This window comes from Acinetobacter sp. SFA (genome assembly GCF_001647535.1).
Classification (GTDB): Bacteria; Pseudomonadota; Gammaproteobacteria; order Pseudomonadales; family Moraxellaceae; genus Acinetobacter; species Acinetobacter pecorum.
Window position 1 is genome coordinate 149320 of record NZ_LSZI01000012.1, and the last position, 19780, is coordinate 169099.

A 19780-nucleotide genomic window follows, 5' to 3' on the forward strand; every position below is an offset into this window, starting at 1 on the left:
ATGCCTCTGGCACTCGTTAGTGCAATGGCAGTAGCACAACAAGTATATGCAGCAGATGAATTCATTGTACAAGATATAAAATTTGATGGATTAGTACGTTTAACTCCTGACAATGTGTATGGCCTAGTGCCGATTAACAGTGGTGATCGGGTCAATGATCCCATCATCTCTAATGCAATTCGTAGCTTGTATGCATCAGGCCTGTTTGATGACATTAAAGCTGTTCAGCAAGGCAATACTTTGGTTTTCCAGGTGGTTGAACGCCCAGTCATTTCAAAAATTGAATTGAAAGGCAATAAACTGATTCCTAAGGAAGCACTTGAAGATGGCCTGAAGAAAATGGGTCTGGCTGAAGGTGAGGTACTGAAGAAGTCAGCATTACAAACCATTGAAACTGAACTTGAACAGCAGTACATGCAGCAAGGTCGTTATGATGCGGATATTACAGTTAAGACAACTCCTCGACCAAATAACCGGGTTGAATTGCTAATTGATTTTGTTGAAGGCAAAGCAGCCAAAGTTTTCGATATCAATATTATTGGTAATACTGTATTTAAAGAATCCGATATCAAGCAGGCTTTTGCAGTAAAAGAAAGTGGCTGGAGTTCTGTCATTTCCCGAAATGACCGTTATGCACGTGAAAAAATGGCGGCAAGCCTTGAAGCTTTGCGTGCCATGTACCTGAATCGCGGTTATATCAACTTTAATATTACCAATTCTAGTCTTAATTTGAGTGAAGATAAAAAGAATGTCTTTATCGAAGTTTCTGTGGATGAAGGTGAGCAGTTTAAATTTGGTCAAACCAAATATTTAGGCGATGCGCTTTATAAGACTGAAGAATTGCAAGCCTTGCAAATCTTTAAAGAAGGCGAAATTTATTCGCAGGAAAAGGTCAACGCGGTTAAGCAGTTATTGTTACGCAAGTACGGTAATGCGGGTTATTACTATGCCGAAGTCAACGTTGTTCCTCAAATTAACAATGACACCAAAATGGTTGATCTGAATTACTATATTAATCCGGGTCAGCAAGTTACGGTACGACGTATTAATTTTACCGGTAACAATAAAACAGCCGATGAAGTATTACGTCGTGAAATGCGCCAGATGGAAGGTGCATTAGCAAGTAATGAGAAGATTGACCTTTCTAAAGTGCGTCTGGAGCGTACCGGCTTCTTTAAAACCGTAGATATTAAGCCCGCGCGTATTCCTGGTTCGCCGGATCAGGTAGATCTGAATGTTGCAGTCGAAGAGCAGCATTCAGGAACCAGTACCTTGGCGGTTGGTTTCTCGCAGAGCGGCGGTGTTACATTCCAGGCCGGTTTAAGCCAGACCAATTTCTTGGGTACCGGTAATAGTGTATCGATCGATTTATCACGTTCTGAAACGCAAGATTACTATAACCTGAGTGTGATGGACCCGTACTTTACGATTGATGGGGTGCGTCGCGGTTATAATCTTTATTATCGTAAAACCAAGCTGGATGATGACTATAACGTCAACAACTATGTAACAGACAGTTTTGGTGGTGGGATCAACTTTGGTTATCCAATTGATGAGAACCAGAGTGTGAGCATGGGGCTCAATATTGACCAGACCGAAGTAACAACTGGTCCGTATGTATCTACTTATGTACGTGACTATTTGTTATCGAAAGGTGGTAAGGCCACGAATCGCCGGACTGATGTGTGTACAGCTTATCTGTATTCTCAGGCAGATTTAGATGTGTTGGATAAAAAGCCAAGACCAACAAATCCACCTGAAGGTTATGACATCAAAGACAAGTGTCTGGATGCCGATCGTCAGACAGCGAACTTGGTTGATTTTGATGACCAGTTCAAAGGTGACTTCTTAACCTACAATTTGAATTTGGGATGGTCTTATAATACCTTAAACCGCCCAATGTTCCCGACAAGTGGTATGTCTCATCGAATCAATGGTGAAGTCGCATTGCCGGGCAGTGATGTGGAATACCAAAAACTGACTTATGATGCACAGGCATTCTTCCCGCTAGGTAAAGATTTTATCCTGCGCGGTTATGGCAAGTTGGGTTATGGTAATGATCTGCCATTCTATAAGAATTTCTTTGCAGGTGGTTTTGGCTCAGTTCGTGGTTATGAGAACAGTACACTGGGACCTAGATATCCAGGCGTAACTTTTAATGAAACCAATCAAAGAGATTGGGATCCTGAAGAAGTCGGTGGTAATGCTTTAGTGCAGTTTGGTACTGAACTGGTACTTCCTATTCCGTTCAAGGGAGATTGGGCACGTCAGGTTCGTCCGGTTCTGTTTGCTGAAGGTGCTCAGGTCTTCGATACGCAGTGTAGTGTACCAAGTGGTAAGCTGTACTTGACCGGTGATAAAAATGATCCAGGTATTGATGCTAAACAATACTGTAAAGATAACTTCGGTTTTGATGTGGATAATATGCGTTATAGCGTAGGTGCTGGCTTTACCTGGATTACCATGATTGGGCCATTATCATTGAGCTATGCTTATCCATTGAATAAAAAAGACGGCGATGAAACCAAAAATATCCAGTTTGAAATTGGACGTACTTTCTAAGAGTCTCAGGAAATCCTGAAGGTAGATTTTGCTCATGAGGTTTAAAAACTTTGTGAGCAAATTTTTTTGAATGAGTAAGAATATGAAAAAAATGATTATGGCGATGAGCCTGGCTTTAGCGAATATTGCTCCTATAACTCAAGCGGCCAGTATTGGGGTAATTGATCTGGAACGAGTGGTTGAGGGGAGTACATACTTGAAACAACAAAATTCGATATTCCAGCAAAAAATTCAGCCGCAAACGACCAAGATTGAGCAGCTCAGTAAAGAACTAGAAGCTTTACAGCAACGTGCTCAGTCAAATACCAAATTGACTGATGCAGAAAAACAGCAAATGTCTGCCCAGTATCAAACCAAGTTTCAGGAATTAAACCAGCTCCAGCAATCTGTGCAGAGTAGTGTTCAGGGTTCAATTAAACAGATTCGTACCATATTTGATGCACGTGTCAAGTTGGTTGCTGAGCAACTGCGCAAAGAAAATAACCTGGATGGGATTTTAAATAAAAATTCAGCACTTGCTTATGACGCTAAATATGATTTAACTGATAAAATGATTCAAAAGGTTAATGCAATTAAGTAATCAATGAATCATCAAAAACTTCAGTTAGCTGATCTTGCTCGCCTTGTACAAGGCGAGTACGCAGGTCAGGCAGATTTGTGTTTGAGAGGTCTGGCAAGTCTTGAAAAGGCAACTTCTCAAGACCTGGCATTTGTTAATGCAGATAAATATCTGGAACAGGCTGCTCAGAGTCAGGCGGGCGCTTTGATTGTAACTGCTGAATTAAAAGAGCAGCTAAGGTCCAAGCACAACTTTATTATAGTGGCCAATCCTTACCTGGCTTTTGCTATTCTGACTCACGTTTTTGAGAAAAAGCATACGAATCGGGGCATTGAGAGTACTGCGCAAATTCATCCATCTGCCATCATTGCTGACAGTGCCTATATTGGACATTATGTAGTAATTGGCGAGAACTGCGTAGTGGGTGAAAACACGATTATTCAGTCGCATGTTCAAATAGATAATCAGGTTGAAATTGGTAATGACTGTTTTATCGATGCACATGTCACATTGACCGGTGAAACCAAAATCGGAAATCGTGTTCGCATTCATGCCAATAGCGTAATTGGCAGTGAGGGTTTTGGTTTTGCACCTTATCAAGGTAAATGGCATCGTATTGCCCAGTTGGGTTCGGTGCGCATTGCTGATGATGTCCGGATTGGTTCAAACTGTAGTATCGATCGCGGTGCCTTGGATGACACGATTTTGGAACAAGGCGTCATTATTGATAATCTTGTGCAAATCGCCCATAACGTCAAGATTGGTGCTAATACCGCTATTGCGGCTAAATGCGGTATTGCAGGTAGTACCACAATTGGCAAAAACTGTATTCTGGCAGGTGCTTGTGGTGTATCAGGACATCTAGATATAGTCGATAATGTGACATTAACTGGAATGTCAATGGTGACAAATAACATTACTGAAGCTGGTACATATTCTTCAGGTATGGGATTGCTGCCAAATCAGCAATGGAAACGCACGGTGGTTCGTTTAAGACAATTAGCAGATGTGCCATTGACCCAATTGGTAAAACGATTAGATCATATGCAATCTCAAATTGAGTCCATTGAATCAACATTTAAGTTGCGTAAATAATTATGATGATAGAGTCGAATTTGCCTACATTCACGAAGCCTGAATTGCCAATGAATATTCAAAAGATTCGTGAATATTTGCCCCATCGTTATCCATTTTTACTGGTTGATCGCGTTGTTGAGATTACCGAAAATGGCATTGTTGGTTATAAGAATGTCTCAATTAATGAAGAGTTTCTGCAAGGCCATTTCCCGAATTATCCCATCATGCCGGGTGTGCTGATTGTAGAGGCATTGGCTCAAATTTCTGGAATCTTGGGCTTTGTGATGAATAATGAAGTTCCAAGCGAGGGTTCATTGTTCCTGTTTGCGGGTGCGGAGAGGGTTAGATTTAAAAAACAGGTGGTTGCAGGTGACCAATTGGTTTTAAAATCTGAATTAGTGATGCATAAACGCGGCATTTACAAATATAATTGTACTGCCACAGTAGATGGCGTCGTCGCAACAACCGCGGAAATTATGGTTTCGCATCAGAAAGTCGAGCAGGCATGAGCAATAATCCCCTGATTCATCCAACTGCCATTATTGATTCATCAGCAGTCATTGCTGCCGGTGTAGAAATTGGTCCTTATTGTATTGTTGGGCCAAATGTCACTATTGGGGCGGGTAGCAAACTTCATTCACATGTCGTGGTGGGAGGCTATACGCGTATAGGTGAATATAACGAAATTTTCCAGTTTGCCAGTGTGGGCGAAGTTTGTCAGGATCTAAAATACGCAGGTGAAGAAACCTGGCTGGAAATTGGTGATCATAACAAGATTCGCGAGCATTGCAGTCTGCATCGTGGTACGGTCCAGGATCAAGGTATAACCAAGATTGGCAGTCATAATCTGCTCATGGTGAATACGCATATTGCTCATGACTGTATGGTCGGTGATTATAATATTTTCGCCAACAATGTCGGTGTGGCTGGTCATGTGCATATAGGTGATTACGTCGTCATTGGCGGTAACTCTGGAATCCATCAGTTCTGCAAGATTGACTCTTATAGCATGATTGGGGGTGCATCATTAATTCTAAAAGATGTCCCGGCTTATGTCATGGTTTCAGGCAATCCGGCGCATGCATTTGCCATGAATGTCGAAGGTATGCGTCGTAAAGGCTGGTCGAAAGATACCATTAACGGTTTGCGTGAATCCTTTAAGCTGATTTATAAATCGGGATTAACCACTCAGGAAGCGGTTGAGAAAATCCGTGGCGAAATTCTTCCAGAAGTTCCTGAAGCACAACGTCTGATTGATTCACTTGAGCAGTCTAAGCGTGGCATCGTGCGCTAAATGACAGAATTAAAAAAAGACACCTTCATGGTGTCTTTTTTTGTTTTAGAACTTTCTATTTTACTTAAGAAATTTTATTTCCTCTGCTTTCGGATAATTCTTCAATAACTTTGTTTTATATTGCGATGCAAGCGTAGCATTCTTTTCGACATCTTTGCTGATGTTATAAAGCTGATACAGGGCAGTAGAGGCTTTTGCCGAATTTGGATAGCGGTCCACTACAATCAGATAATTTCGTTTCGCTTCAGCAAATTTTGGCGGGTCGATCGCCAGATTGAATTCTGCTAACCAGAAATAAGCATTGCTGATATAAACGCTATTCGGATTGTTTTTAATAAAGTTTTGCATGGGTGCAATGGCTTTGGCTGCACCGCCATTTTTATAAGCATCTAAAGCCACGGTATAAGCTGCTTTTTCCAGCTCAGCAGGTTGCTGTCCGCTGCTTGCTGTATTGACCTTATTTGCGCTTAGGCTGGGTGCAGTATCCTGTGGGTTTTCCTCCGTTGGATTGTCTTCAGCAGGTTCAATTTTTTGCTGTAACAGTTCTAGGCGCTGATCGAGATCGGCATAACGATTGTTCAGTTCATTTTTAAGCTGCGCAATCTCATTTTCCTGTTCCTCTATTTTACCGCGCAAAATCCGCAGATCATTCTCGAGCTGCTGGTTCTTTTGCATGATTTGCCAGCTGGTATTGGTTTGAACGGCTGGAGCTGCGCCAGCAGGGATTGCGGCTGGGGTATTGACTGCAGTCTGGTTGCTGGTTTGACTCAAGCCACGCGATTCAATAGGAATATTGGCAAATAGAGGAATGGTAAAGAGTGCTGTCACTGCACACAATACGGTCTTTTTAAGCATCATAAAATTTCCATAATTCTTTGTGAGATGCGGATCCGCTACTCATCTTTTCAAGATAGATCATTGATATACGTTGCACACATTAAAAACGGCATTTTTAGAAAATGCAACAAGGTTTTACAAAGATCATGTGAATCTGAGTATTGATGGATTGATTGTGAAGATTGCTCCCAAAGCTGCAGAAATATCGATATTGTTTTTAAAATAATCAAACGGATAGCTGAAAGGGGTATTTTAAGAAACAAGGCTTGCAACTTGATTAAAAATCTCTATACTCTGTTTTTGTAATGGTAGCCCTGCTGGTTACTTCGCAATTGTACTCTATGAACCCCGCCAGGACCGGAAGGTAGCAACGGTAGTAGAACTATGATGTGCCGGAGCTTTGCTGGTAGGGTTGCCACCATATTCTTATTATAATAACAATGCGACTTCGCAGTTTTATATTTTCACATATCATTCCTTTTTCAATATCCTCACACAGCATTATCTTATTAGTTTAATGATTAAATCATTATTAGTTTATATTGTGCTTTACTTTATTTTCTCAACTATATGGGATTAAATATTTAATTCATTAAGGCTTTCAAAAAAAAGATAAGAGTTAATCTTCTGCTTTACGGTTAATTGCCTTGATAATCGCATCCATTTCAAAACCACGATACATCAGGAAACGGATCTGTTTGGCTTTGAGCTTAGGATCTTTAGTGACTTCTATTCCATATTTTTTGACTTTTAGCTCGTAGGCCTGCTGTACCCAGTCGGTTTCCTTGAGTTCTTCCGAAATAAGCGCGGCATCAATCTTTTTACTCTTGAGTTTCATTTTAATTTGATTGGGGCCTTTGCCTTTACGCTTTTGACTCGACAACATGGTTTCCGCCACGCGCTGATCACTTTGATAGTTCTCGCGGGACAGCTCTTCAACTAGGTTAATAACTTCATCATGATGCTCTGCATAGAGGGCGAGTTTCTCTATCAGTTCAGCTTTGGAATATTCCTTGCGCGTCAGTACCGCAAAAGCATAAGAACGTAAACGTGAGCCAGTCAGTCCTGGTTTTTTTTTATCTTTGGCTGATGAGGAAGAAAACAGGCGTTCCTCTGGATCAGATTCAGGAGTGTCTTGCAGTGCTGTTTTTGCAGGTTGAGTATGATCTTCAGCATCGCCAAACTGCTGTTTTAAAGTTTCATAATCGAGCAGTTTGCTAAATTTCGCGTCTGACATGATTCTCTCGGATTTTACATTCCATATATAATAACAAAACGCCCCGTAGGGCGCTGTGTCTTGACGTTTATAGATGATGCATCTAATAAGATCACGCATCTAAAAAGTCGGGCTCTTCCTTGCTATTGTCTTCTTCAACAACCACTGCTTTAGTCAGAAGCTGGTCGCGAATCAGTTTTTCAATCGTCTGAGCCATTTCTTTATGCTCTTCCAGATAACGGATGGTGTTGTTCTTACCTTGGCCAATTTTTTCGCCTTGATATGAATACCACGCACCGGCTTTCTGCACGATTTCTTGCTGTACAGCAAGGTCGATCAATTCACCTAGATGGTTAACACCTTTACCGTAAAGAATCTGGAATAGTGCTTCCTTGAACGGAGGCGCCATTTTGTTCTTCACAACTTTGACTTTGGTTTCAGAACCAACAATTTCGTCGCCTTCTTTCACCTGACCGATACGACGGATATCCAAACGTACAGATGCATAGAACTTCAGTGCGTTACCACCAGTTGTGGTTTCAGGGCTACCAAACATGACACCAATCTTCATACGAATCTGGTTAATGAAGATCACCATGCAGTTTGAGCGTTTGGCATTACCGGTAATTTTACGCAGTGCCTGGCTCATCAAGCGGGCTTGCAGACCCATATGCGAGTCACCCATTTCGCCTTCAATTTCAGCGCGCGGAGTCAAGGCAGCCACGGAATCGACAACGATCATGTCGATCGCGCCAGAACGCACCAGCATGTCTGCGATTTCAAGTGCCTGTTCACCGTGATCGGGTTGCGATACTAGCAGGTTGTCGATATCTACACCCAGTTTACGTGCATATTGAGGATCAAGTGCGTGTTCCGCATCGATGAATGCACATGTACCGCCTGCTTTCTGACACTCTGCAATTGCTTGCAGGGTCATTGTGGTTTTACCTGAAGATTCAGGACCATAGATCTCGACGATACGACCTTTAGGTAAACCACCAATACCGAGTGCAATATCCAGCGTTAAAGAACCTGTAGACACAGCTTCAACTGCCTGAACGGTATTGTCACCAAGACGCATAACTGTATTTTTACCAAACTGTTTTTCAATCTGGGTTAAGGCAGCATTGAGCGCCTTGTTTTTATTCTCATCCATCTTACAACCTCAATACGATGTCACTAAGTTAGTACTCAAGTGGATGTCTTAAATTAGAGCTTTGTTCCACAGGTGTATAGTGACAGAATTTTCCCTAGTGTTCTATAAAAGTCAGCGCATGTACGACATATTCTGACGCTTAAATTTAATCGTCATTATAGGACCATGACTCATCAAAATTCTGACTATTTTCATTTTTAAATTTACTGATGTCACGACGATCTTTCTTACTTGGACGATGGTCGGGACGAGCTAGATTATGCAACTTTCTTTGTGATGTAATCAATTCCCGACGTGCAATACTGACTTCGGTTTCTTCATACAGTTTTTGTGCCACCGGTGCAGGGCCACGAACATCAGAAAGCTCCTTAACCAGCACGGTTTTTTTGTCGATACCTTGCTGAATCGTCAGTTCCATACCGACGCGGATTTCGCGCGATACCTTGACTCGTTCACCATTGTGATGAACTTTACCGCCTTCAATCGCATGTTTGGCAATCGAACGGGTCTTGAAAAACCGTGCTGCCCATAGCCATTTGTCTATACGCATGCCTACCGCATCTTCGGGTAAAGACGATTTACGCATATTTTATTTCTACCTCAGCCTGATTTAAATGAGTGATTAAATCTGTTAATTGGTCCAGCATCGGGTAATTGCAAGTCTCGCGTGCGACTTTGGCTGAAGAGGGTTGCTGGATGCTCAACAGATTTTGAATGCCATAGGTTTTGGCGCCATTCAGGACTTTTTCAGTATCATCAATAAAATAAACATGTGTAGGATCAAATGGATGCAGTGCATTCAGGCCTTGCCAGAATTCGACAAATTCTTTGGCATGCCCAATCGTTTCTGAGCTGACAATCACATCAAAATAATCTCTTAAATTCAAGTGATCCAGTTTGAAAGCTAGACCGGCACAGTCAGCGTTGGTGGCCAGCCAGATGGGATAGCCGTTATTTTTGAGATAATCCAGTAATTCAAGACAGTGAGGGCGTAAAGCGACTTTATCTTTATGTTCAATTTGTATGGCCAAAACATCAACTCCGACTTTCGCCGTCCAGAAGCGCGAGGAGTACCAGTTTAAAGTGTGATTATGTTGCTGATAAAATGCAAAGAGTATCGCTTGGCTTTGTTCCAGGCTACAGCCATGAGTTGCTGCATAACGTACAGGCAATAACTCGTTCCAGATAAAATCATCGTAGGCAAGGTCAAGTAAAGTACCATCCATATCGAAAATGATAGTCGGTCTTTGCATTCAGGATTCTCCAAAGTTTTTCAAAGTTCAACAAAGCATGTAGAAAAGCTTTAGATTCAATGAAATTAGCTGTCTTTCGCGTTCTTTAACGGTGATCAAATAATTTCAAAGTTCAACAAAATCATTTACCTTTCAAGAAAAAATTATGTACATCGGGGTATACATAATTTTGCTCTGCTTGAATATATGCAAAGTATAGAGCATTTGGGCAGGAAAATTTATATGGGTTGAAGTGATGGTGGGCTTAAATTCAATAAAGCACAACTACATGAAAAGGTGGGGGTGGTGACAGATCGGGGTGGTCCGTCGATTCGACTAATACCTAACCTTAATATCGTGTGGCAATACCGCTATTGTGTTGAAAGGAGGGGGATGAATATCTGAAACAGCTCACAGTTAAAGACATTTGCGATCTTTGGTGGGATACGAATGCGTTTCATAAAGTTTTTTATAAGTAGAATTATCGGGCCTTTGAGTTGCTGGTTTATCTGCAATAAGTAGACGCGAGCAATGAGGTTGAAACGCATCAGGTGCAAAAAAAATGTACTTTGGCAGCACAGAACCCAACTGGTCGCGCTTTACAAATTGGATAATAATCCATAAAGGTCATTCAATTGTTTTGCTCTATTTTCTTCGCTTAAATAAGAAACACATTAATTAAATTGTAAGGAATAAAAATGGATGCTGATTTTCAAAGTGTCGTTAATCTAGGAGTGCCATCAGGTCCTCAACCCACACATTTAATTGCTTACATGCAGAACGGTGAAATTAAGACAGTCGAACTCAAAAATGCTTCTGTCGGACTGGCAGAACATGGTGGAACTGATCTAGAGCAGATTTCTAAAGAAGTCATGAGTTATCTTGATTTAAAAGAGGATATTAAGATTATCGCTATTACTGATTTAGGAATGCATTAATTTTCTTAGCCAAGAAATTATATTTTTACTAGGCTGTGTTTTAAGAATACGTTGATTTAAGAAATGAAACTATGATTTTCATTTGTAAAACTCATAGTTTTATTTTTAATTAAGGCAATAAATTAATTTTTTATAAAAAATCTAATTTACGAAAATTTTCCAAACCCATCTAAATATATTTCCAATAAAATTTGGAAATAAATAACCTATAATGAAGCAAGAAATTATAGTGATAATAACTATTTTAACTGAACTAAATGAAGTGCTGAGATAAAATGATGTAAAAATCGCCAATCCCAATCCTAGAATAACCCCACCTATTGAGTAATACAGTGCCGTTATTAATCGCTCTTGATTATTCATTCCCCATCCTCAGAGTAATTTTTTTATTAATATAAAATCACAAGTGCTTGATTTATTTTGAATTACATCAAATCGGTACACATGGTCTTTTTGAAATATCAATAGATTTACTTAAACAGATAGTATCTCTAATGTACTCAATTAAAATTAAATTTTTATTCTCAATCGTATCTTTATAAAAATTAACGAAATTATGATACACAAGATAGTTATTCAAATATTTTGTTGCTACTCCTTTAAATGTATTAATAATCATAGCTTTTAAGCAACTATGATAATTATTAATGGTTTGAATATTAAATATACCTTTAGAGCGCTTATCGGTATCAATGCGTATATGATTCAGATTCATATCATTTGATAGCTTTTGATATGGGCGCAGGGAATCAGTAACAAAAATCGACTCAGTTTTAATTTTTCCATCTAAAACCTTTTGTACATCCGATAAAGTTGGGCGACCAAGATTAGATATTTTAGCAATAGATAGCCCACTGAGATTTACACCACAGGTAACACAGACCTGCTCTTGAGATATTCCTCGTTTGGTTGCTTTTGTCCCTCGCTGATGCGCTGGGCGTGGCAACATAAAGTGTTTATGATTACCTTTGTAAGATATAGTCGTATATGTTTCATCTGCTTGTACTACCCCATACAATTCAACTTCATCCATCATTTTTTGTAAGGCATCAAGTATTTTATGTCGCCAAGCAAATGCTGTTGCAATGTTGATTTTACAAATTCGAGCGCTTTTGCGAATTGAGTATTTCTCTAAAAAGCACTCAATATATTTATCCCAAACATCTATACTTTTATGAGTCTTATATAGAATAGTACCTGTTTGTTCTACAAAGGATTTTTTACAAATCCTACATAAATAGCGTTGATTGTTATTTTCTTTTCCATTCTTTACAAAATGTTTAGACTCGCAATGCAAACAACAAGAAATTTTTTTAGGTTGAATAACTTTTTTAATATTATCTTTTGCTGATACAGACAATAAGAAAGCTTGCTTATCATGCTCAGAAAGATTGCTAAATAATTGTTTTATAACATCAAGGTTTTTAGTAACATCCATAATGTATCACCTTGCCAATCACTATTTAGCTTTAAACATATCGCACAAATATTAATCAATCAACGATTATTTAAAACACAGCCTTTTACTAAAGCTCGGATGGTGGTACTTATCCGGGCATTTTTATCTTAAAAAAATAATACAAAATCGCGATAGTCGATGGGCGTCTGCAGTCAATCTAGCGGGTAATACGGGTATGCAAATAGAATTGAAATCGTAGCAAAGTCCTCCAGTTAAGAGTTTCTATCTATTATGAATGTAAGTATGTTTTTGAATATATGTATAAAATTAAATAATAAATAAAAATATATCTAAATTAATATTTTGAAACTCTATCCCTGCCTATTGAAAAATATGTTAGGTTTTTCAGAGCATTTGAGAGATTCAGGTTTTCTATGTTTAGAGCAACAGCAGCGCCACAAGACCCGATGGTTTTACAGTTCGTGCCCATTTTGACCCAAGCTTGTGAAATTTTGCGAGAAGAATATCAGCGTTATTGTTCTGGTGCAGCTTTTGATGTCATTAAAAAGGATGATAATTCTCCGGTGACTCAGGCAGATTTTCGGGTTAATACTTATCTGACTCGGGCTTTGGCGGAGATTTCAGACTTACCTTTATTGTCTGAAGAAGGGCAAGAGCATGAACGCCGCTCATGGACAGAATTCTGGTTGCTTGATCCGCTAGATGGAACCAAAGAGTTTTTGCACCAACGGCCTGAATTCACCATTAATTTAAGTCTGGTCAGAGGCAGTTTAACCACTTTTGCCATATTGGCGGTTCCTGAGCAGCAACTGATTTATTTCTGTCCAGAGCAGGGATTGCCTTATAAATATGATATTCGAACTATGGCCTGGTTCGAATATGAAACGTCTTTGACAACCAAAATACTTTCTGTAGGTTTGAGTCAAAGCAGCCAGCAGAAACCGAAATATACCGAGTATTTGCAAAGTCTGGCCAAGCTTACTGACTATACGGAATTTAAAGCGGGTAGTGCCTATAAATTTTGCCTGATGTTAGAAGATCAGGTGGATATCTATCCACGGTTTCATCCGACCTCGGAATGGGATACCAGTGCTGGTCAATGTATGCTCGAACGGATTGGTGGTGGCCTGGTCGATTTTAAAGGCCGTCCATTTACCTATAATCATCGGAATACCTTGCTGAATGGCGGATTCATTGCCTTTAAAAATAATGAGATGAAAAATATTGCATTGCAGGCAGTGTCTGACATGCAGACTGAGCATTGAGCAAAATCCTGAGCATGTTATAGTGGTAATTAAGCTATTACAAATCCACTAGGCTGTAACGTGTCCCTGAAACTGCTTCCTCCGAGTATGTTGAGTGCAATTGATCTATTGCCCGATGTACAGACGCCTGTCACCTTATTCACACGACATTCGATTCGTGAGGATGTGCGGGGTCAGGGTTTAGCAGGTTATGACCTGCAACTGACCAGTCAGGGACGGGATCTGGCGCAAGAATGGGGCGCTTATCTGGCTGATCAGACGGATCGCATGATTCATCACTGTATTTCGAGTCCGATCCAGCGCTGTATCGATACCGCTGCCCTGATGATTGAAGGGGCAGATGCGGTTACTCCTGAGCAAAATACCCATAACATTGAAATTATAGAGCAGGGGCTTCTGGTTGAGCCGGGCAGTTTTGTGCTGGATATTCAAAAAGCCGGACCTTATTTCGCCAAGCAGGGTGCGCTCGGCTTCATTAACAGTTTTGTCAATAATGCCTTGCCGGGGATGAAACAGCCGATTCATGGTGTGGTGGATGTGCTGGAACTGATTTACAACACTCATCCGCAAAATAAATATGGATTGAGTCTGGCCGTCAGCCACGACACCATTTTGGCAGCAATGATTGCGGTGATGTCGGGACGTCAGGATGTCAGTCGGGAAGACTGGCCAAAAATGATGGAAGGGTTATTTGTCTGGTTCGAGGGAGATATATTTTTAGAGTCCAAACTAAAATGGATCTGGCGTGGTCAGGTACATGAACTGGATATTGCTGATTTTAAGCGCTCACAGACTTCTTAAATAAAATTATTTTATCCAAGACTCAATTGTGCGCAGCAATTGGGTTTTTTATTTTTAGCTGTAAAAATTATAAAGATGCTGAACTTCTGTATTGATCATTAACTATACGTCGGTCTAAAACGTTAAAGAGTAAATTCTAAAATAGCATTTTTTACATTTATAAGATAAAAGTTCAATAATGTAACGCTGAAAATTATCTATGCTTGATAGATATGGAAATCTTCTTGAGAAAAAATTATGAAAATTATTACAGTTTTAAGCCTGATCGCGATTTTGGGTTTAACCGCATGTCAAAAACGGGACACTGACAATTCGAAACAGGACAAAACGACTTCGCCATCCTCTATGGATAAAGATCGATAAGTTAAAGAACTTGAAAATAGAAATATGACTTGGTTTTGAATTTATTAAATAGTTATCTAATCTCAGCATGGTATTGGCAGGTTAAATACATCAGCCAGGCGGTATGAATATGAAGATTGATATTTTTTTTCTTTAAATTTTCTAAATTTCAGATACAAAAAAAGCCCTAAAAAGGGCTTTTCTTATTTGCGATTAGTTAGAAGCTAGTGCTTTAACTTGCGCGTTCAAGCGGCTCTTGTGACGAGCTGCTTTGTTTTTATGGATGATGCCTTTGTCAGCCATGCGGTCGATTACTGGAACAAGCGTTTTGTACGCTTCAGTAGCAACAGCATAGTCATTAGTGCTGATAGCAGCTAATGTACGTTTAAGATAGGTACGAACCATAGAACGCAAGCTTGCGTTGTGTTTGCGTGCTTTAACGTTTTGACGAGCACGTTTTTTAGCTTGAGCAGAGTTTGCCACTCGTGCACTCCTTGAAATTGATTGGTCTGGGCGGGCTGAAACTCAACTGAAAACCAACATCAGAGGAATTATCACCAGCCCGTAAACAAGTGCCATATTCTGATTAAACTAAGCACCGAAGTCAAGTCTTGACATGCTTTGACAACATTTTAGATGCAGAAAAATTCTAAAGAAAACGTTAGATTAGTATTCCACCTAGGAGATCGTATAAAAAATGACTAAATCACTGACTCATCCCGTTGTTATAGGTGCCACCGGATTGGTAGGGAAACAACTAATAAAACGTTTGCAGGAAGAACCCACTTGCCAGCAGATTACTGCAGTGGTCAGAAAATATCAAAAAGATCTGGATGCTCTGGATAAAGTTCAACAACTGGTATTAGAGGATTTCCTGATGCTGAATGATCAGGATGTCAGCCAGCATAGCCATGGCTTTAGCTGTCTGGGCAGCACCATGAAAAAAGCCGGATCTAAACAGGCATTTTATAGTATTGACTATACGATAAACGCACACTTTGCAGAGCTATTGCAACAGACTTCAGCGCATTACCTGCTGCTGAGTGCGATGGGCGCCAATTCGCAATCACATTTTTACTATAACCGGGTTAAAGGCGAACTGGAGGATTATGTGCAAACATTGACCCTGGATAAAATCAGTCTGATTCGGCCTTCATTGCTTATTGGTGAACGTCCAGAACAGCGTTTTCTAGAAGATATCGCGCAGCAGGTTTACCATAAAGTATCGCGTTTTATTCCTGACAATTTTGTTTACAAGCCAGTGACAGCTGAACAGGTCGCTCATACTATGGTCGAGGCTGCGCTGACCCAGACGGTAAAATTTGAAATTTATGATAATTTACGTATACAAAAAATGAAATGAGGGGAAAACACCGTGTCTACAGCAGCATTTGTTACCTGTGACTTGTTAGATGACCATCCTGAGCTAGAGCTTCAAGTAGTTACACCTTGTCTGGACGGTAAATTTTTTAAAAGTTATGGATCACGAAAAAATTTTGGCGGTCAGATCGTCACGGTGAAATGTTTTGAAGATAATTCACGTGTCAAAGAATTGTTGGCCACAGATGGAACCGGCAAGGTACTGGTGGTAGATGGTGGTGCATCAATGCGCTGCGCCTTGATGGGTGACCTGATTGCAGAGTCAGCCGTAAAAAATCATTGGAATGGTGTAATTATTTATGGTTGTGTGCGTGATGTCGATGCAATCGCTGGACTTGATCTTGGTGTGCATGCCTTAGCTGCGATTCCGCAAAAGAGCAACCGTAAAGGCATTGGCGAAGTTGATATACCACTGTACTTCGGTGGCGTTACCTTTCAATCAGGTGAATACGTCTATGCAGACAATAATGGTATCGTTTTGTCTAAAGAAAAACTGGTGGACTAATCCTGTTTATTGAAAACATACAAAAATCAGCTATAACGTGAAAGTTCGGCAGTTTAGATTGCAGCTTTCACGGCTTTAAAATAATAAAGAGGATAGACGATATGGTAGGTCATCAGATCAAAGTAGCACAGGCATTGGCATCTGCATTTCTGGAAGGCGGTCGAGGAACGACTGGAACCCCGTTTCCAAACCAGCCTGAAAAGCCGCTAAAGCTTTATGAATACGAAGGCTCACCATTCTGTCGCCGTGTGCGTGAAGTAATGACTTTACTGAACCTCGATTACGAAGTGTATCCATGTCCACGAGGTGGTAAACGCTTTCGTCCCGAAGTAAAACAGCAGGGCGGTAAACTTCAGTTCCCATTTTTAGTGGATGAAAACACGGGAGATAAGCTGTACGAATCTCAGGATATTATTCACCACCTGTTTAAGCATTATGGCAAAACCGGTAAAACCCCAGCCAAGTATGCAAATTATCCAAAGGTGCCAGTTGCCGCCATTGCCGGTACGATGGTGAACGGCCTACGCGGTGGTATGGCGAAACCCTTAAAGAAAGATAAACCTGTACCTGCACAGCTTCTTGAACTGTGGGGCTTTGAAGCCAGCCCATATACCCGTATTGTCCGTGGTGTATTGTCTGAGCTAGAAATTCCCTATATCTACCATAATGTAGCGAAAGAGCGCTGGCAGGATCAGGGTCTGGCAAAACTGCGACTAAAACCGGGTAAATATGAACCATTGCCGGGCGGTAAGCGTGAACATGTCTTAGAAGTGATGGGAAATAATATTCAGGTACCTTATCTGGTCGACCCGAATACCAATGTGAAAATGTTCGAATCGAAAGATATTGTGGATTATCTAAAACGTCAGTATGGATATTGATTCCTGTAACTGTTTTAAATAAAAGAATTCCTAAGCCAGAAAAAAAAGAGGATCATTTGATCCTCTTTTTTATATTTCTTATTCTTCTTCAGCAGGTGGAACCAGCATGAGAATTGATTCATTGAGCAGATCTGCCAGATCTTCCAGCATATCTTCATCAGCAAAGTCCAGATCCAGCATCACAGACTCACCATTGGCAATCAGCTTGAGTTTTTCTGCAAAAGCTTCCGAGACACATAAACCTTCGCCATTGCCCCAGAACAGTACTTCACCATCTTCGTCAGTATAAAGCAGGCGTGATGCAGGCTCGAGCATAATGCTATAACCCTGATCCAATGCCTCTTCCAGGTCGCCCGTACCAATTTTCCCAGCTTCCGGAAGGTTTTCTGGGTATTTGGGTTCAGACATCAGGCTCATAATGGCATCTTCAAGTACATTGGAGTTATGCAGTTGCTCCATGATTTTGCCTTTCAGATATTCAAGCTCATTCGCTGTGACTTCACCAGCAGCACTGATTTGATCACGAATGATGTCAGTCAGAGGATTGCGTAAAGCTTCATTTTCGGCAAACTTGTCGCCGACACGATCCATCATGTCACTGACATTCGGCATACGGAAACCGAAAGAATAAGTCAGGCAGTCATCTTCAGCGACGCCGTAGTGAGCCAGACCAGGCGGCACATAGAGCAAGTCGCCAGGTGCCAGGACTTCATCAAAATTAACTTCCATTTCTGGTAACAGTTTGAGTGGTTGACCCGGAACGAATGGAGTTTCGGCATCACATATTTGCCCAAGCTGCCAGCGACGGTGGCCATAGCCTTGTACCAGAAATACATCATAGAAGTCGAAATGTTTGCCGACTGAACCGCCTTGCGGTGCATAAGACACCATAATGTCATCGCGACGCCATTGTGGAATAAACGGGAATTTTTTCCAAAGTGCCGACAGGTCAAATGAATAATGATCTACGGCCTGAACCAGAAGTGTCCAGAGTTTGGGCATCTTCTGGAAATCTGCTTTGAGTAAAGGCGAAGATTTCACGCTCCACTGATTCGGATCACGGTCTTTCTGCTTGATGAGACGGGCAGTGACATGTTCTTCAAGCGCAAGTTCCATCACATCATTGGGTTCAAGCAAACTGACGATTTCAGGCATTGCATTACGTACCAGTAAAGGTTTCTTTTGCCAGTATTCACTAAGAAATTGTTCAGCGGTCATACCGCCTAATACGTCTAAAGGTTGAGACATAGATTACAGCCTGAATTTAAGGGGGAGATTAAGGAACCAAAATTTTTAATTCACGAAGAATATGACAGAGCTTGATCATCGGCATGCCCATCAGCGTAGTCTGGTCTTGTCCGATCATTTCTTCAAACAAGCTGATACCCAGGCTTTCACATTTGAAACTGCCTGCACAATGTAACGGCTGTTCAATTTCGATATAGCGCTCGATTTCGGCCTGAGACAGTTTACGAAACTTGACTTTATAGTGTTCAACCAGACTTTGTTCAAAACCGGTCGATAGCTGCTGCACACTGAGCGCCGTACTGAAATATACAATCTTGTCCGAGTTGGCTTGTAGCTGGCGAATAGCTTTTTCAGTCGTTAATGGTTTACCGATAAAAATATCCGGTGCACCTTCACGCCATGCCACCTGATCTGAGCCGATCACAATCGCTTCTGGATTCTGTTCAGCAATATATCTGGCTTTTTCAAAAGCCAGTCGTTGTGCCAGATCATCTGCATGATTTTCCCCGCGAGGAGACTCATCAATATCCGGAACTACGGAAATATAATCAATATGCAAACGATCCATCAGCGCTTTACGGGTTTGACTGGATGATGCCAAGATAATCTGTACAGAATTCATTAGACAGCATATTCCTCAAGAATATTTAACGGTACGTAAGCAAGAACAGCTTTGTGACAGGCTTGCAGCTTGATCGGGGGTGCCTGACCGGCTTCATAGGCTTCTACCCAGCGCGTCACGCAGATACACCAGAAATCGCCAGGCTGCAGGCCGGGAAAGTCCAGTTCAGGTAAAGGTGTAATCAGATCATTACCGACTTTTTGGGAAAAATTCAGAAACTCTGAAGTCATTTGCGCACATACCGTATGTTGCCCCAGATCAGTGGTTGCAGTATGGCAAAAGCCATTGCGGAAATACCCGGTAATCGGATCGAAGCAACAGCTGGACAAAGGCTCACCTAACACGTTCAAACGGTTAAGATTTGGATCAGGATGTATCGACATAGGGACTGAATCTAAAAGAGGCTTTTTTCTATCATAACAAAACTTTGGCATTCATAATGATT

General features: G+C 40.9%; 22 protein-coding genes and 1 other RNA gene. 13 read left to right on the forward strand and 10 right to left on the reverse strand.

Annotation, left to right across the window (positions count from 1 at the left end):
* The first annotated feature begins 24 nt into the window (after window positions 1–24).
* From bamA to lpxA, 5 genes are all read left to right on the forward strand, one after another.
* Window positions 25–2562: an outer membrane protein assembly factor BamA gene (gene bamA / locus AY607_RS05830; protein ID WP_413772520.1), complete on the forward strand. Its 2538-nt coding sequence runs from the start codon at window positions 25–27 to the stop codon at window positions 2560–2562.
* A gap of 82 nt (window positions 2563–2644) precedes the next feature.
* The gene (locus tag AY607_RS05835) at window positions 2645–3142 is read left to right on the forward strand and encodes an OmpH family outer membrane protein (RefSeq protein WP_064096005.1); all 498 of its coding nucleotides are present in this window, start codon (window positions 2645–2647) and stop codon (window positions 3140–3142) included.
* A 3-nt stretch (window positions 3143–3145) separates the two neighbouring features.
* Window positions 3146–4216, forward strand: coding sequence for a UDP-3-O-(3-hydroxymyristoyl)glucosamine N-acyltransferase (gene lpxD, locus AY607_RS05840; RefSeq protein WP_064102044.1), 1071 nt, complete (start codon window positions 3146–3148; stop codon window positions 4214–4216).
* 5 nt (window positions 4217–4221) lie between these two features.
* The gene (fabZ, locus tag AY607_RS05845; protein ID WP_171254947.1) at window positions 4222–4707 is read left to right on the forward strand and encodes a 3-hydroxyacyl-ACP dehydratase FabZ; all 486 of its coding nucleotides are present in this window, start codon (window positions 4222–4224) and stop codon (window positions 4705–4707) included.
* Window positions 4704–5492 carry an acyl-ACP--UDP-N-acetylglucosamine O-acyltransferase gene (gene lpxA / locus AY607_RS05850; RefSeq protein WP_064096008.1) on the forward strand — a complete coding sequence of 263 codons (789 nt, stop codon included), beginning with the start codon at window positions 4704–4706 and terminating at the stop codon, window positions 5490–5492. The genes fabZ and lpxA overlap by 4 nt, the downstream gene beginning before the upstream one ends.
* A gap of 60 nt (window positions 5493–5552) precedes the next feature.
* Here lpxA and AY607_RS05855 read toward each other — a convergent pair whose 3' ends face one another.
* On the reverse strand, window positions 5553–6350 hold the full coding sequence (locus AY607_RS05855) for a YbgF trimerization domain-containing protein (RefSeq protein WP_064096009.1): 798 nt from the start codon (window positions 6348–6350) through the stop codon (window positions 5553–5555).
* A gap of 294 nt (window positions 6351–6644) precedes the next feature.
* Between AY607_RS05855 and ffs the strand changes: the two genes are divergently transcribed.
* Window positions 6645–6741, forward strand: an RNA gene (gene ffs, locus AY607_RS05860) — signal recognition particle sRNA small type.
* Between the two features lie 207 nt (window positions 6742–6948).
* On the opposite strand, the gene AY607_RS05865 is transcribed toward ffs, so the two are convergent.
* The 4 genes from AY607_RS05865 to AY607_RS05880 form a co-directional block, all read right to left on the reverse strand.
* On the reverse strand, window positions 6949–7566 hold the full coding sequence (locus AY607_RS05865) for a regulatory protein RecX (protein WP_064096010.1): 618 nt from the start codon (window positions 7564–7566) through the stop codon (window positions 6949–6951).
* Between the two features lie 91 nt (window positions 7567–7657).
* On the reverse strand, window positions 7658–8701 hold the full coding sequence (gene recA, locus AY607_RS05870; RefSeq protein WP_064096011.1) for a recombinase RecA: 1044 nt from the start codon (window positions 8699–8701) through the stop codon (window positions 7658–7660).
* A 145-nt stretch (window positions 8702–8846) separates the two neighbouring features.
* Window positions 8847–9287, reverse strand: a complete 441-nt coding sequence (locus AY607_RS05875) for an RNA-binding S4 domain-containing protein (protein WP_064096012.1) — start codon at window positions 9285–9287, stop codon at window positions 8847–8849.
* Window positions 9280–9954: an HAD-IA family hydrolase gene (locus AY607_RS05880; RefSeq protein WP_064102045.1), complete on the reverse strand. Its 675-nt coding sequence runs from the start codon at window positions 9952–9954 to the stop codon at window positions 9280–9282. Before AY607_RS05880 ends, AY607_RS05875 begins: the two co-directional genes overlap by 8 nt.
* A 677-nt stretch (window positions 9955–10631) precedes the next feature.
* Here AY607_RS05880 and AY607_RS05885 point away from each other — a divergent pair.
* Window positions 10632–10871, forward strand: coding sequence for a hypothetical protein (locus AY607_RS05885; protein WP_064096049.1), 240 nt, complete (start codon window positions 10632–10634; stop codon window positions 10869–10871).
* Between the two features lie 430 nt (window positions 10872–11301).
* Here AY607_RS05885 and AY607_RS05890 read toward each other — a convergent pair whose 3' ends face one another.
* Window positions 11302–12309, reverse strand: coding sequence for an IS1595-like element ISAcsp6 family transposase (locus AY607_RS05890; protein ID WP_064102046.1), 1008 nt, complete (start codon window positions 12307–12309; stop codon window positions 11302–11304).
* Between the two features lie 395 nt (window positions 12310–12704).
* Here AY607_RS05890 and AY607_RS05895 point away from each other — a divergent pair, with 395 nt between their 5' ends.
* From AY607_RS05895 to AY607_RS15315, 3 genes are all read left to right on the forward strand, one after another.
* Complete coding sequence (locus AY607_RS05895; protein ID WP_064096050.1) at window positions 12705–13556, forward strand: 3'(2'),5'-bisphosphate nucleotidase CysQ; 852 nt, start codon at window positions 12705–12707, stop codon at window positions 13554–13556.
* Between the two features lie 60 nt (window positions 13557–13616).
* Window positions 13617–14357, forward strand: a complete 741-nt coding sequence (locus tag AY607_RS05900; RefSeq protein ID WP_064096051.1) for a histidine phosphatase family protein — start codon at window positions 13617–13619, stop codon at window positions 14355–14357.
* 237 nt (window positions 14358–14594) lie between these two features.
* Window positions 14595–14720: a hypothetical protein gene (locus AY607_RS15315; RefSeq protein ID WP_257220449.1), complete on the forward strand. Its 126-nt coding sequence runs from the start codon at window positions 14595–14597 to the stop codon at window positions 14718–14720.
* 192 nt (window positions 14721–14912) lie between these two features.
* Here the strand turns inward: AY607_RS15315 and rpsT are convergent, their stop codons facing one another.
* Window positions 14913–15182 carry a 30S ribosomal protein S20 gene (rpsT, locus tag AY607_RS05905; protein WP_005096723.1) on the reverse strand — a complete coding sequence of 90 codons (270 nt, stop codon included), beginning with the start codon at window positions 15180–15182 and terminating at the stop codon, window positions 14913–14915.
* 214 nt (window positions 15183–15396) lie between these two features.
* Here rpsT and AY607_RS05910 point away from each other — a divergent pair, with 214 nt between their 5' ends.
* The 3 genes from AY607_RS05910 (at window position 15397) to AY607_RS05920 (ending at window position 17465) form a co-directional block, all read left to right on the forward strand.
* Window positions 15397–16062: an NAD(P)H-binding protein gene (locus AY607_RS05910; RefSeq protein ID WP_064096052.1), complete on the forward strand. Its 666-nt coding sequence runs from the start codon at window positions 15397–15399 to the stop codon at window positions 16060–16062.
* 12 nt (window positions 16063–16074) lie between these two features.
* Window positions 16075–16584, forward strand: coding sequence for a ribonuclease E activity regulator RraA (gene rraA, locus AY607_RS05915; protein ID WP_064102047.1), 510 nt, complete (start codon window positions 16075–16077; stop codon window positions 16582–16584).
* Window positions 16585–16685: 101 nt separating this feature from the next.
* The gene (locus tag AY607_RS05920) at window positions 16686–17465 is read left to right on the forward strand and encodes a glutathione S-transferase N-terminal domain-containing protein (RefSeq protein ID WP_064102048.1); all 780 of its coding nucleotides are present in this window, start codon (window positions 16686–16688) and stop codon (window positions 17463–17465) included.
* Between the two features lie 78 nt (window positions 17466–17543).
* Here the strand turns inward: AY607_RS05920 and AY607_RS05925 are convergent, their stop codons facing one another.
* The 3 genes from AY607_RS05925 to AY607_RS05935 are packed head-to-tail and all read right to left on the reverse strand — an operon-like array spanning window position 17544 to window position 19718.
* Complete coding sequence (locus tag AY607_RS05925; protein ID WP_064102049.1) at window positions 17544–18713, reverse strand: cupin domain-containing protein; 1170 nt, start codon at window positions 18711–18713, stop codon at window positions 17544–17546.
* A 28-nt stretch (window positions 18714–18741) separates the two neighbouring features.
* A complete protein-coding gene (locus tag AY607_RS05930) occupies window positions 18742–19335 on the reverse strand; it encodes a Maf family protein (protein ID WP_064102050.1) in 594 nt (197 codons plus the stop codon).
* The gene (locus tag AY607_RS05935) at window positions 19335–19718 is read right to left on the reverse strand and encodes a DUF2237 family protein (RefSeq protein ID WP_004279857.1); all 384 of its coding nucleotides are present in this window, start codon (window positions 19716–19718) and stop codon (window positions 19335–19337) included. The genes AY607_RS05930 and AY607_RS05935 overlap by 1 nt, the downstream gene beginning before the upstream one ends.
* Between the last annotated feature and the right edge of the window lie 62 nt (window positions 19719–19780).